Raw genomic sequence first — 12,419 nt, forward strand, 5'->3', positions numbered from 1 at the left:
GGATCGGTGGACGATCCCGGCATGGAAGGCTTGGCCACCGCACGTGCGGATGGCCGGTGGTTCCAGCGCGCTGATGGCAAGGGCCGCAGGCCATGACGGTGAACGAGATGGTCCGCGACGCGGTCCTCGCCGGAACCGGACTGCCCATTCCAGGTCCGGACGGACACGTTGAAGTTCCGGCTGCGTCGGAACGCTTGCAGAATCTTGTTGAACTGGCCCGCACGGTCTGTGGCCAGCCGGTAACAGCCATCAACATCATTACCGAAGACCTCCAGTACCAGGCAGCCACGGCGGGCATGGAACCGTATCTGTGCACCAGGGAAGACTCGATGTGCGCGGTGGGGTTCCTCAGCGGTGAACCCACCGTCCTCGAGGATGCTTCCCTGGATTCCCGGTACCGCGACAACCCCTACGTGGACGGCCGGCGCAGCAGTGTCAGGTTCTACGCCTCCATTCCGCTGGTGACCGACGACGGGTTTGTCCTTGGCACCCTTTGTGCCGGCGCCCGGGAGACCGGCCGGCTCAGCGGCGAACAACTCCGAGGCCTTGAAATCCTCGCCGCCCAAATCGTCGACGTCCTGCAGCTGGAACACCGCGCACGCCGCCTGGCTGACGCGCTGGCCGAAGCCGAGCGGAGCAACAGCCATCTGGCGGAGTTTGCCGGCAGGATCAGCCATGACCTCGCAACCCGCTGACCTCGATCCTCGGATTCGTGGAACTGGGCGAAATGGACGCAGAATCAGGAGACGACGCCCGGCTTCCGGAGTATCTAGGCATTGTGGGCAGGACCGGGCGGCGCATGCTGGCGATGGTCGAGGACGTCCTGGCTTTCGCCACCATCGGAGGCGACCTGCAGCCGGCCGCGGTTTCCCTGGCGGAACTGGTGGGGGATGTCATCGCGGACCTGGCCACCGCCGTGGAGGAGTCGGGAGCGTCCGTGGACTCGGGGGAGCTGGTATTTACCGCGGACCCGGTCCAGACCCGGGTGCTCCTGCAAAATCTCATTCACAACGCCCTTAACTACCGCCGGCCGGGCGTGCCGCCGGTCATCCACGTCACCGGGCACCGCGGCGAAGATGGGGCGGTCCTGCGCGTAATCGACAACGGCAAGGGCATCGCCTCCGGCGACCGGGAACGCGTGCTCGATCCGCTGGTGCGCCTTGACCGCCAGGGTGACCCGCCCGGATCCGGCCTGGGCCTGGCAACCTGTGCCCGGATTGCCGCCGCGACCGGTGGACGACTTGACCTCGGTTCCGCGCCCGGGTCCGGGACTGTCGTCACCGTTCACCTGGGACCGGGCAGCTAAGCAGCCGCCGCGCGCCTACCGTGGACGTGGCATCGAGCGGCAGCCCGCGCGTGCGGGAGCGGCCCCGCCATCACGGCTCTTTATGCAATCCTTCTGCGAACCTTCGTGAAACTTATGTCTGTCATACGCGATACTTATGTGCTTTTTCTACACATCTCCCGCATACTTGTGAGTGACCGGGGTCACGACTCCGGATTCCTCGACAACGAAGTCTGAAAGGCTGGACATGACACAGCACCGTCGCTCCGCGGGATTGAAGGTGGTCGGCGCCCTCGCCGTTCCCACCATTGCGGCCCTCGCCCTCTCTGGCTGCTCCACCTCCGCCAGCAGCACCTCTTCCTCCGGTGGATCCCAGGAATTTTCGCTCTCCTTCGCCACCTCCAACAACATCGAGAGCCCCTTCCAGACGCTGGCGGAGGACTACATGAAGTCCCACTCGAACGTGAAAATCACGTTCAACCCACAGCCCAATGATTCCTACGACCAGACCCTGCGGACCCAACTCCAGGCCGGCAACGCCTCGGATGTCGTGGTCACGACGCCGGGTTCCGGCCAGGGGCGCAGCATCCTTCCCCTCGCACAGGCAGGCTTCCTTGAGCCGCTGGACGATGCCGCCAAGAAACTGGTTCCCTCCGGCAGCGACGCCCTCTTCGGCGCGGACAGCAAAGTCTACGGGCAGGCCATGGAGATCACTGTCGTAGGCCTGGTGGCCAACGAAACGGCGGCCAAGGCCTCCGGCATCACCGACTTCCCCGCAGACTTCGCCGCCTTGGAGAAGCAGTGCAAGAACCTTCAGTCTTCCGGTAAGTCCCTCTTCGCCCTTGCCGGCGCGGCTGCCCCCAACACCGGGCTGATGGCCATGTCCCTTGCTGCCAGCAGGGTCTATGCAGGCGATCCGGACTGGAACGCCAAGCGGACCGCAAACCAGGTAACGTTTGCCGGCTCGGACGGGTGGAAGTCTGCCCTCGACGCCGTGAAGAAACTCAATGATGCGGGGTGCTTCCAGCAAGGTGCGGCCGGCGCAGGATTTGATGCCATCACCCAGGGCCTTGCCAGTGGAACATCCGTTGCCGGCTTCATCCCCGCCCCAAGCTGGAAGCAGCTGAAGACCGCGGCCGCCGGTTCTGAATTCGATGTGCGTGCCCTCCCGGCCGAGCAGGCCTCGGACAAGGCCTACACGTTCGCCAGTGCCAACTACGCGTTCTCCATCAACGCCGCTTCCAAGAACAAGGATGCTGCCAAGGCATTCCTCGACTGGGCGGCTGAGCCGGAACAGACCAAGGCCTTTGCCGAAATTGACGGCGCCCTTCCCGTCAGCGGACTGGACAGCTATGACTTCAACGGCAGCGCCTACAAGAACGTAGCCGACCTGATCAAGGGCGGAAAGTACGGGCCCCTGCCCAACAGCCAGTGGCCCAACTCGTCCGTCTACGACGCCCTGGCCACCGGCGTCCAGGGCTTGATCACCGGGCAGAAGACCACTGACCAGGTCCTGCAGGCCATGGATGCCGCCTGGGGACAGTAAGTCTTCCACTCCACTACCGTTCCAACGACTCAACGGGACAAGCAAGGAATTATCATGACTGCGACGATGCAACCCAAGAGCGAAGCAGCAGAAGCACCCCGGCGAGGCAAGCGCGCTCCGGGGACGGGCCGCCCAGCCCGTCCCCGGGGCCGCTCCCTGGAATTTGGACACTGGTGGTGGGCGCTCCCCGGGATCGCCCTCGTCATCGCCATCCACTACGTGGCGACAGGCATCGGCGGGTTCTTCGCCTTTACCAACTGGACGGGAATCGGTTCCTTCAAGATCACCGGTTTGAACAACTTCGAGGCAATCTTCAAGGACCCCACCAAGGTCGGCGCCCTCTCCAACACACTGTTCCTCGCGTTCGGATCGGTACTGCTGGGCAACATCGCCGGTCTGATCATTGCGCTGGGACTCAACCGTGTGGTGAAGACGCGCTACATCCTCCGCACGCTGTTCTTCATGCCGGTGGTCCTCAGCCCCCTCGCCACCGCCTACATCTGGAAGTACATCTTCGATTTCAACGGTCCCATCAATGTCCTGCTGAAGGCGGCGGGGCTCGGTCAACTGGCGAAGCCCTGGCTCGCCGATCCGCAATGGGCCATCTGGACAGTCCTGGTGGTCCTCGTGTGGTCCTCCACCGGGTTCGCCATGGTGATCTTCATGGCCGGACTCACCGGTGTTGCGGTGGAGGTCGAAGAAGCCGCGGCAATCGACGGCGCCAACTTGTGGCAGCGCTTCCGGAACGTCACCCTGCCGGCGATCCGTCCCGCCGTCGCAATCGCCACAACACTGGGCATTGTCCAGGGCCTCCGGGTCTTCGACCCCATCATGGCACTTACCGGCGGCGGCCCGGCAGGGGCCACGGAAACGCTGGCCACCCAGGTGTACAAGCAGGCATTCGCGCTGGGCAACTTCGGCGGCGGCGCTGCCCTGGCCCTGGTGCTCGCCTTCATCATCCTGGTCTTCGCCGTGATCCAGCAGCGGCTGACGCGATCGAATCCTGAGGACTAATCCATGTTCCGCTACACGAAATTCACCCTGATCCGCGAAATCGGGCTGTGGGCCCTGGCCCTGGTCTTCCTCGCCCCGTTCTACTTCCTGGTGACCACGGCGCTGAAGCCGGACAGCGAAATGTACACCACCTCCGCCCTGGCGCTTCCCGGCAATCCGGACTTTGGCAACTTCGTGAAGGTCCTTACGGCAACAGGCAATTCCAACGTTATGGCCGGACTGGTCAACAGCCTCATCATCACCACCGGGAGCATCCTGGGGTTGATCGCACTGGGGTCAATTACCGGCTACGTTATTTCCCGCAGCACGCGCAGGTGGAGCAAGGCGGCGTACTACCTCTTCCTGGTAGCCATCATCCTTCCGGGCCAGCTGGGCGCGGTGCCGCTGTACATGGGCGCCCGTGGCCTGGGTCTCACCGGATCGGCCTGGGGCCTGATCGTCCTGTATACCGGGATGCTGCTGCCGCTCTCGATCTTCCTGTACTCGAACTTCTTCCGGGGCCTCGGAACGGACTACGAGGAAGCCGCCACGATCGACGGTGCCAGCAAGACCCAGGTCTTCTCCAAGGTGGTGTTTCCCATGATGGCCCCGGCTACCGGAACGGTCACCATCTTCGCCGGACTGATCGTGTGGAACGATTTCTTCACCTCGTTGATCTTCCTCGGCGGATCCGCCAACCAGACGCTCCCGGTAGCCATGTACTACTTCATCGGGTCGCTGGTCTCGAAGTGGAATTCCATCTTCGCGATCGTCATCGTGTCCATGATTCCCATCCTGGCGTTGTTCCTGTTCGCGCAAAGGCGCTTCATCCAGGGCTTCTCCGGCGGACTCAAAGGCTGATCCGCATGGCCGGCAACCGCGAGGCGTTTGAACGCTTCGTGGAGATCTTCTACACCCAAAAACGGGTGCGGGAAGCCTTCGGGTTCCTTGTTGCCGATAAATACAAGCAACACAATCCGACCATCCCGGACGGTCCGGAGGCCGCCATCCGGATGCTCACGCCGAAGTTCGACGGCTCGCCGGACTCGCGCTTCGAGGTCCAGCGGATCCTCGTTGACGGAGACCTGGCCATGGTGCACGTCCGGGCATCAGGACCCGGGCGTCCCGACGCCGCCGTCGCAGATATCTACCGCTTCGAAGCCGGGCGCATCGTGGAGCACTGGGACGTGCTCTAGCCCGTCCCGGACCACCCGGTGCACGACCACCCCATGTTTTAGCCACCCCATTTCCAAGAATTCCAGGAGACTGCCATGTTCCAGCTCGCACCCAATATCGACCTTTTGTTCTCCGAAGCAGGCGACAGCGCCGCAGACCGCGTACGCGCGGCCGCGGCGGCAGGCTTCGATGCCGTGGAAATGTGGGGTCCCACCGGTAAGGACATTCCCGCCCTCAAGGAGGCGCTGCAGGAAACCGGCGTCCAGCTCACCGCCCAGCTGGCCGAGCCCCGGATGCAGTTCATGATTCCGCCCAAGAACCACGAGCCCTTCTACGAGGGCCTCGATGCCGGCGTAAAGGTGGCACAGGAACTGGGCTGCCCGCGGATCGTCGTAGGCAGCGGCACCGGGTTCGGCGGCCGCAAGCGGCAGGACCAGCTCGATGAACTCATTGAGATCTTCACCAAGGGCGTTGCCCACATCGAAGGCTCGGGGATCACCCTTGTCCTGGAGCCGGTCAACATCCGGGTGGACCACCCCGGGGCGTTGCTGGACCGGACCTCCGAGGCCGTGTATGTCGCCAGGGGAGTGGACTCGCCCAACTTCGGCGTCCTCTACGACCTCTACCACTCAACAGTGGAAGGGGAGGACGTGGTGGCAGAGCTCGCCAACGCGGGCCGGCTGGTCAAGTACGTCCAGATTGCCGACGCGCCGGGCCGCGGCGAACCGGGATCGGGTTCCATCGACTGGGCCGCCAGGCTCACCGACCTGCAGCACAGCGGCTACGCCGGCCCCGTCGGGCTTGAGTACTACCCCACGATTGAGTCCGCCAAGTCTGTCCGGCGCATCCAGGAACTGGCGGCAGGACGGTGAGCAGCAGCCGCTACCCCGCCTCTGTCGATGTAGCCGTCGTGGGCAGTGGGCCCACCGCATCCGCGTACGCCCGCATCCTCAGTGAGCGGGCCCCTGGCGCCAGCATCGCCATGTTCGAGGTGGGGCCCACGGTCAGTTCTCCACCGGGTGCCCACGTCAAGAACATCGAGGATGAGGCCCGCCGTGCAGCCGCCCAACGGGCTTCGGAAGGCCCCGGCCCCGGGGCTGAGACGGTCAATTCCCCCGGTGCCGTGAAGAGCGGCGAACGGCGCGCCCGTCCCGGAACGTATCTGCTGCAGGACGGCTACGCCTTCCCGGGCGAGGACGGCATGCCCGTCGCGGCAATGTCCAGCAACGTGGGCGGCATGGCCGCCCACTGGACCGCCGCCTGCCCGCGCCCCGGTGGAAAGGAACGCATCGGGTTCCTGCCGGACTTGGACCAGCTGCTGGACGAAGCCGACCGCCTCCTCGGCGTCACCACTTCTGCCTTTGAAGCGGCACCGTTCTCCGGCCTCGTCCACGATCGGCTCGCTGCCGCCGTCGACGACGGCCGCAGCCCGGCCTTCCGCGTCCAGCCCATGCCCCTCGCCGTGCACCGGCGAGGCGACGGCCGCCTCGTGTGGTCCGGATCCGACGTCGTAATGGGTCCTGCCACCCGGGAAAACCAGCGGTTCGACCTGTTCGACGAGTCCCTGGTCCGGCGTGTCCTGGTGGAGGGCGGCCGTGCCGCCGGAGTCGAGGTGGAAGACCGCCGCGGTGGCGGAACGCACCGCATTGCCGCGCGCTATGTGGTGGTGGGCGGTGACGCCCTGCGCACCCCCCAACTGTTGTGGGCTTCCGGGATCCGGCCCGAGGCCTTGGGCCGGTACCTCAATGACCAGGCCCAAGTGGTGTTCGCCACCCGGCTGCGCGGCGTCAGTGCCGAGGAGGGGCAGTCCAGCGCGGACGGAGCCCTCAGTGAGCAAAGCGGAGTGACCTGGGTGCCGTACACGGATGAGATGCCCTTCCATGGCCAGATCATGCAGCTGGATGCTTCACCCATCCCCCTGGCCGACGACGACCCGGTCGTTCCCGGATCGATTGTGGGGCTGGGGCTGTTCTGCGCCAAGGACCTCCAGCGGGACGACAGGGTCGCCTTCGACGACACCGCCGTGGACAGCTATGGGATGCCTGCCCTGCGCATCCACTACAGCCTGACCGACAAGGACCGGGAGGTGCTTGAGCGGGCCAAGGAGGAGATTGTGCGGCTCGGCAGGGCCGTGGGAGAGCCGATTGATGAGCGGCCGTTCGTCCTCCCGCCGGGTGCCTCGCTGCACTACCAGGGCACCACGCGGATGGGACAGTACGACGACGGCGGCAGCGTGTGTTCCCCGGACAGCGAGGTCTGGCAGGTCCCCGGCCTCTTCGTGGCCGGCAACGGCGTGATTCCCACCGCCACAGCGTGCAACCCCACCCTGACATCGGTGGCGCTCGCTGTCCGCGGCGCAGGGAAAATTGCGGCGGAACTCGCCGATGCTTTACTTATGTCTGATTCAGACAATAGAATGACTAAATAATGAATAAGCGCACGTTGCCGCTATTCCGATGCCGGCAAGGCATGCCGCAGACAAGGAGGTCTCGATGATCGCCGACCGCATAATCGAGCAAGGAACACTTACCAGCCAGGACGGCCGCGCCGCCGTCGAGGTCCGCATTCCCTGGTACCGGGCCCTCCCCGGTTCATGCATCGCCGGGGCCGCCCTCACCATTGACGGTGTTGCCGCACCGGAGGAATCGCTGCGCTGGACCATGAACAACCGCACGTTCAGCTTCGGGGAGCTCGTGGACCAGACCGGCGAATGGTGGTTCCCGCTGGACTCCGCCGTCCTGTCCGGGGACCTTCCCGTCGATCCTTCCAAGGCAGGGCACGAGGTGCGGGTGGACCTGAAGCTCTACATTCCGTACATCATCACCGACCACGGCGTGCTGCACATCGAAGAGCACGACACCAAGACCATGAAGGTGGCACAACGATGACCAGCCTTGGCACGCCCATCCAGGGCGTCACCCTCTACAGCTTCACCCGCGCCTTCCACGGCCGGCAGTACGATCTCGACGGCCTGATCCGCAAAGTGGCGGCCGAGGGCTTTGGACCCGGGCTCGAAGTCATTGGCTTCTCCAGCCTGCGCGGCTTCCCCGACCACGTCGATGACAATTTCGTGGGGCAGTTCCGGGACCTTGTGGCGGAGGTGGACCTGGTGCCCACCTCGCTCGCCGTCAACGTTGACACCGGAATCCGCCGCGACCGGCTCATGAACCACGATGAACTGGTCGAATACATGCGCAAGCAGATCGAAGTGGCAGCCCGGCTCGGCTTCCCGATCGCCCGGGTTCAAATCTCCCTGACACCCGATGCCATGGAGAGCCTCCTTCCCGTCGCAGAAAAGTACGGCGTCACGCTGGCGCTGGAGGTCCACGCCGACCAGCACGGGGCACACGAACGCGTCCTTGCGCTGCGCGACCGCTACGAGAAGCTCGACTCCCCGCTCCTGGGGTTCACCGCAGACTGGGGCGCCACCGTCACCGGCTTCGCCCCTTCGCTGTTGGAGGCCTACCGCCGCCGCGGAGCGTCCGAGGACCTGCTCCAGCAGGTGGTGGACCTGTGGAACGGTTTCTACGCGGAAGGACCGCCCAACACCCAGAAAGTCCACGGCGAGCGGTTCGGCGCCTTTATCGGCCTGGCCGCACGCAACGGCCGCCCGGACCTTGGCATCGACTTCGCCATCAATGGAACCGGCCTCTTCGGCCCCGCGCCGCTGGACACCTGGCTGGAAATCATGCCGTGGGTCCGGCACGTCCACGGAAAGTTCTTCGGCATCGACGAGAACGGCGAAGAGCCGTCCGTTCCGGTACGCGGGCTGGTCCGCCAGCTGGTGGAGAACGGCTACTCCGGTGCGATCTCCAGCGAATACGAAGGCTGGCACTGGAACAACTGGCAGGACCCGTTCGACATCATCCGCGGAGAGCAGGCCGTCCAGCGCTCCGCCGCTGCCGACGCCGGCTCGGCCATGGTCACCGACGCCGCCGAAGCGCGACGCATCCTCAACAGCCACCTCGCCCAGCCCGTCCGCGGCTGACACCGAAGGGATCACAGAACATGTCAGAAGGAATCGCAGGCTCCGGCATCGAGCTTGGCATCACCCTTTACTCACTCACCTCCGAATTCGCGGCCGGGCTGTACACCCCCGAAACCCTGATCAAGGCCGTCGCCGACGAAGGCCTCGGTCCCGGCGTCGAATTCAACATCGCGCAAATGCTGCGCACCTATCCCGACGTGGATGACGACTTCGTGAAACTGTGGCGCGACAGCATGGACCGCTACGGCCTCACCCCGAGCGCCGTCGGCACGAACCTGGACATGGGCCGGCGCAAGGACCGGGACATGACGCCGGACGAGGAATTCGACTTTTTCGCCAGGCAGCTCAAGACCGCCAACACGCTCGGCTTCAACAAGATCGTGATCCGGTCCGCCGGCAAGGAACTGCTGCGGCGGCTTCTTCCCCTGGCCGAAAAGTACGACCAGAAGCTGGGCTACGAGATCCACGCCCCGCAGGGCCCCAACGATCCGAAGATCCTGCAGATCCGGGAGATGTACGCCGAGCTGGACAGCGACCGGCTGGGTTTCACCGCTGACTTCAGCTCCACCATGCACAGCCTCTCTCCCACCCTGTTCCGCACGCTGACCCAGATGGGCCTGCCGCAGGAACACTTCGCCGTCATGCAGGACATCTGGCGCAAGCCACTGCCCATGCAGGAACGCAACCAGGAGTTTGAGGACTACCTGCGGGAGAACAACTTCGATCCGGCGCAGCTCGGTCCCTTCACCCGGCTGGCCTTCAACATGCACGGCCTGGTTCCGCCGGAGGAATGGCTGGACATCATGCCGCAGATGTTCCACGTCCATGCCAAGTTCTATGACATTGACGAGAACGGCAACGAGCCCGCCATGGACATTCCGAGGATTGTGCGCCAGTTCGTCAAGGGCGGCTACCAGGGCTTCCTGTCCAGCGAGTGGGAGGGCCACGCCTTTGCCGACCTCGGCGAATCCGACCCCATCGAGCTCGTCAAGAAGCAGCACGCCCTCATGCGCAAGGCCATCGAAGAATCAGTGGTTCCCGCCTAAGGAGAAATCAATGCCTGCGATCGACACCGACCTCACCGCCGAGGTGGAGCGGCTCCGCGCCGAGCTTGGCGAAGCGCTCCGGTTGGCGCGCCGGGCCAACGACCGGGGGGACATCGAGAACCTGTTCAACCGCTACATGTACCTTCACAACGCGTTTGAGGATGAGCAAATCATCCCGCTCTGGGTCAAGCCGGGCACGCCGGGGGTGCGTGCCCGGTACACGAACGCCGGGCAGTACACGGACTACGACAGCGTGATCCGGTACCACCAGGGCCGCCCCAAACCCGTCGGCAAGCTGATCCTGCACTACACCACCACTCCGGTCATCGAGGTGGCGGCCGACGGCAAGACCGCCAAGGGCGTCTGGATCATGACCGGCAACGAGTCCGGCCTGACCGACCCGGACGTGGCCAAGGAGAGCCCCGACTACATGTACTCGCCGGGCGAAGTCCAGGGCAAGAAAGTCTGGGCCCACTGGGTCTGGTGCAAATACGCGGTGGACTTCCTGCGCCAGGACGGTGAATGGAAGATCTGGAAGTTCCGCTGCTACGAGTTGCTGCGGGCACCCTTCGAGGAAAACTGGATCAGCTTTGCCGAGAAGAACCAGCACGCTTTCGCCCTGGACCTCATGTACTTCGGTGACGACGGAAAGCCCGTCTTCATGCCGCCCGCGGACCAGCCGGTCCCGAGCGAATACCACCCCTACAATCCGTCGGCCCGGCAGACGCTGGAACCGCAGCCGCCTGCACCCCACCAGACTTTCGTCGAGACCTTTGAGTAAGGACTAATCATGGCAACCCATAACTCCCTTTTCCAGGACGCCGACGTCCGCCGGCACCCGGAAGGCATCTCCGTTGCGGTGCAACTCCCGTGGTACCGGAGTCTGTGGCTGTCCGCCGTAGACGACGTCGCGGCAACCGTCAACGGCGTGGAAATCCCCAAGGAATCCCTCCGCTTCGAACTGCAGGGCAGGTCGTACTCCATCGCGGAGCTTCCGGAGCAGTGGGACACCCTGTGGTTCGTGGCTGACAAGCCGGACATCATCATCCCGCTGGACCGTGTTCCCGACGCCGGCGAGGAAATCGACGTCGAGGTCATCCTGACCCTCCGCCTCCTCTACATGCAGATCGCTCCAATGCGGTACGTGGGGAACCGGGTGGCCGTGGACCGAAAGGTTGTGCTGGCATGACCACCCTGCGCGTGGCCATGATCGGGTACGGGTTCATGGGCGCCGCGCATTCCCAGGGCTGGCGCACGGCTCCGCGGGTGTTCGACCTTCCCGCCGAGCCGGACATGGCGGTCATTGTCGGCCGGAACGCCCAAGCGGTGAATGAGGCGGCGCGGAAGTGGGGGTGGGCTGAGGCGGCCACCGACTGGCGCGACGTGATCGCGCGGGAAGACATCGACGTCGTCGACATTGTCACCCCGGGCGACTCCCACGCCGAGATCGCCATTGCTGCACTGGAGACGGGAAAGCACGTCCTGTGCGAGAAGCCGCTGGCCAACACCGTGGCCGAAGCCGAAGCAATGGCCGAAGCTGCGGAAAGGGCCGCCGCCCGCGGCCTTCGTGCGATGGTGGGGTTCACCTACCGCCGCGTCCCCGCGGTAACCCTCATGCGCAATCTCATTGCCGAAGGTGCGGTGGGAACAGTCCGCCAGGTCCGGGCCTCCTACCGGCAGGACTGGCTGGTTGACCCGGACATGCCGCTCGCGTGGCGCCTGCAGAAGGAACACGCCGGATCCGGTGCGCTGGGCGACATCGGAGCCCACGCCATCGACCTCGCCCAGTTCGTCACGGGCCTCACCCTCCGCACGGTCTCCGGCGTGATCGAGACCATCGTGAAGGAACGGCCGCTGCTCGAATCGGGCGCGGGGCTGTCCGGAACCGCGGGTGCGGGATTCGGCAAGGTAACGGTGGATGACATCGCCATTTTCACCGGCCGCTTCGAATCCGGCGCCCTGGCCTCCTTCGAGGCATCCAGGTTCGCGACCGGCAGGAAGAACGCGCTTCAGATCGAGGTTTCCGGGGACAAGGGGGCCCTCGCCTTCGACCTCGAAGACCTCAACAGCGTCCAGTTCTACGACCGGACTGCTTCCCCGGACCGCCAAGGGTTCCGGAAGATCCTGGTCACCGAGCCGGAGCACCCGTACCTGTCCGGGTGGTGGCCCGCCGGCCACATGCTCGGCTACGAGCACGGGTTCTCGCACCAGGTGAAGGACCTGGTGGAGGGCATCGCCAACGGTGCCCACCCGCAACCGACCTTCGCCGACGGGCTGCAGGTGCAGCAGGTACTGGAGGCAGTTGAACGCAGTTCCGACAATGATTCCGCCTGGACACGGGTCGCCGCCGGCGTACCCGCCCCGGCAGTATAGGGAGGAGACATC

Annotated in this window: 14 protein-coding genes; all 14 read left to right on the forward strand. The window is 64.9% G+C overall.

What is annotated here, in order from left to right; translation table 11 throughout:
- Positions 1-92: 92 nt before the first annotated feature.
- Positions 93-695, forward strand: a complete 603-nt coding sequence (locus J2T23_RS07285; RefSeq protein ID WP_307358513.1) for a GAF domain-containing protein — start codon at positions 93-95, stop codon at positions 693-695.
- Between the two features lie 32 nt (positions 696-727).
- Positions 728-1,306, forward strand: a complete 579-nt coding sequence (locus tag J2T23_RS07290; RefSeq protein ID WP_307358515.1) for a sensor histidine kinase — start codon at positions 728-730, stop codon at positions 1,304-1,306.
- Between the two features lie 226 nt (positions 1,307-1,532).
- Positions 1,533-2,831 carry an ABC transporter substrate-binding protein gene (locus J2T23_RS07295; protein WP_307358518.1) on the forward strand — a complete coding sequence of 433 codons (1,299 nt, stop codon included), beginning with the start codon at positions 1,533-1,535 and terminating at the stop codon, positions 2,829-2,831.
- Positions 2,832-2,885: 54 nt separating this feature from the next.
- The gene (locus J2T23_RS07300) at positions 2,886-3,845 is read left to right on the forward strand and encodes a carbohydrate ABC transporter permease (protein WP_141182938.1); all 960 of its coding nucleotides are present in this window, start codon (positions 2,886-2,888) and stop codon (positions 3,843-3,845) included.
- A gap of 3 nt (positions 3,846-3,848) precedes the next feature.
- Positions 3,849-4,685, forward strand: coding sequence for a carbohydrate ABC transporter permease (locus J2T23_RS07305; protein ID WP_307358521.1), 837 nt, complete (start codon positions 3,849-3,851; stop codon positions 4,683-4,685).
- Positions 4,686-4,690: 5 nt separating this feature from the next.
- Positions 4,691-5,020, forward strand: a complete 330-nt coding sequence (locus J2T23_RS07310) for a nuclear transport factor 2 family protein (RefSeq protein WP_307358525.1) — start codon at positions 4,691-4,693, stop codon at positions 5,018-5,020.
- A 75-nt stretch (positions 5,021-5,095) separates the two neighbouring features.
- Positions 5,096-5,872: a TIM barrel protein gene (locus J2T23_RS07315; protein WP_307358527.1), complete on the forward strand. Its 777-nt coding sequence runs from the start codon at positions 5,096-5,098 to the stop codon at positions 5,870-5,872.
- The gene (gene carA, locus J2T23_RS07320) at positions 5,869-7,428 is read left to right on the forward strand and encodes a c-glycoside 3-oxidase CarA (RefSeq protein ID WP_307358529.1); all 1,560 of its coding nucleotides are present in this window, start codon (positions 5,869-5,871) and stop codon (positions 7,426-7,428) included. Before J2T23_RS07315 ends, carA begins: the two co-directional genes overlap by 4 nt.
- 64 nt (positions 7,429-7,492) lie before the next feature.
- On the forward strand, positions 7,493-7,888 hold the full coding sequence (locus J2T23_RS07325) for a C-glycoside deglycosidase beta subunit domain-containing protein (protein ID WP_109044134.1): 396 nt from the start codon (positions 7,493-7,495) through the stop codon (positions 7,886-7,888).
- Positions 7,885-8,988, forward strand: a complete 1,104-nt coding sequence (locus tag J2T23_RS07330; RefSeq protein WP_141158673.1) for a sugar phosphate isomerase/epimerase family protein — start codon at positions 7,885-7,887, stop codon at positions 8,986-8,988. The genes J2T23_RS07325 and J2T23_RS07330 overlap by 4 nt, the downstream gene beginning before the upstream one ends.
- 20 nt (positions 8,989-9,008) lie before the next feature.
- A complete protein-coding gene (locus J2T23_RS07335) occupies positions 9,009-10,034 on the forward strand; it encodes a sugar phosphate isomerase/epimerase family protein (protein WP_141158672.1) in 1,026 nt (341 codons plus the stop codon).
- Between the two features lie 10 nt (positions 10,035-10,044).
- Positions 10,045-10,815, forward strand: coding sequence for a nuclear transport factor 2 family protein (locus J2T23_RS07340; RefSeq protein WP_141158671.1), 771 nt, complete (start codon positions 10,045-10,047; stop codon positions 10,813-10,815).
- Positions 10,816-10,824: 9 nt separating this feature from the next.
- Positions 10,825-11,223: a C-glycoside deglycosidase beta subunit domain-containing protein gene (locus J2T23_RS07345; protein WP_141182941.1), complete on the forward strand. Its 399-nt coding sequence runs from the start codon at positions 10,825-10,827 to the stop codon at positions 11,221-11,223.
- A complete protein-coding gene (locus J2T23_RS07350; protein ID WP_210411323.1) occupies positions 11,220-12,407 on the forward strand; it encodes a Gfo/Idh/MocA family protein in 1,188 nt (395 codons plus the stop codon). The genes J2T23_RS07345 and J2T23_RS07350 overlap by 4 nt, the downstream gene beginning before the upstream one ends.
- The last annotated feature ends 12 nt before the right edge of the window (positions 12,408-12,419 follow it).

This window comes from Pseudarthrobacter niigatensis (assembly GCF_030812615.1).
In the GTDB taxonomy this organism is placed as follows: domain Bacteria; phylum Actinomycetota; class Actinomycetes; order Actinomycetales; family Micrococcaceae; genus Arthrobacter; species Arthrobacter niigatensis.

Excerpts from the sequence above, each read along its gene's own strand:
- J2T23_RS07285 (WP_307358513.1), top strand. The coding sequence starts at position 93 with ATGACGGTGAACGAGATGGTCCGCGACGCGGTCCTCGCCGGAACCGGA.
- J2T23_RS07290 (WP_307358515.1), top strand. The coding sequence starts at position 728 with ATGGACGCAGAATCAGGAGACGACGCCCGGCTTCCGGAGTATCTAGGC.
- J2T23_RS07295 (WP_307358518.1), top strand. The coding sequence starts at position 1,533 with ATGACACAGCACCGTCGCTCCGCGGGATTGAAGGTGGTCGGCGCCCTC.
- J2T23_RS07300 (WP_141182938.1), top strand. The coding sequence starts at position 2,886 with ATGACTGCGACGATGCAACCCAAGAGCGAAGCAGCAGAAGCACCCCGG.
- J2T23_RS07305 (WP_307358521.1), top strand. The coding sequence starts at position 3,849 with ATGTTCCGCTACACGAAATTCACCCTGATCCGCGAAATCGGGCTGTGG.
- J2T23_RS07310 (WP_307358525.1), top strand. The coding sequence starts at position 4,691 with ATGGCCGGCAACCGCGAGGCGTTTGAACGCTTCGTGGAGATCTTCTAC.
- J2T23_RS07315 (WP_307358527.1), top strand. The coding sequence starts at position 5,096 with ATGTTCCAGCTCGCACCCAATATCGACCTTTTGTTCTCCGAAGCAGGC.
- J2T23_RS07325 (WP_109044134.1), top strand. The coding sequence starts at position 7,493 with ATGATCGCCGACCGCATAATCGAGCAAGGAACACTTACCAGCCAGGAC.
- J2T23_RS07330 (WP_141158673.1), top strand. The coding sequence starts at position 7,885 with ATGACCAGCCTTGGCACGCCCATCCAGGGCGTCACCCTCTACAGCTTC.
- J2T23_RS07335 (WP_141158672.1), top strand. The coding sequence starts at position 9,009 with ATGTCAGAAGGAATCGCAGGCTCCGGCATCGAGCTTGGCATCACCCTT.
- J2T23_RS07340 (WP_141158671.1), top strand. The coding sequence starts at position 10,045 with ATGCCTGCGATCGACACCGACCTCACCGCCGAGGTGGAGCGGCTCCGC.
- J2T23_RS07345 (WP_141182941.1), top strand. The coding sequence starts at position 10,825 with ATGGCAACCCATAACTCCCTTTTCCAGGACGCCGACGTCCGCCGGCAC.
- J2T23_RS07350 (WP_210411323.1), top strand. The coding sequence starts at position 11,220 with ATGACCACCCTGCGCGTGGCCATGATCGGGTACGGGTTCATGGGCGCC.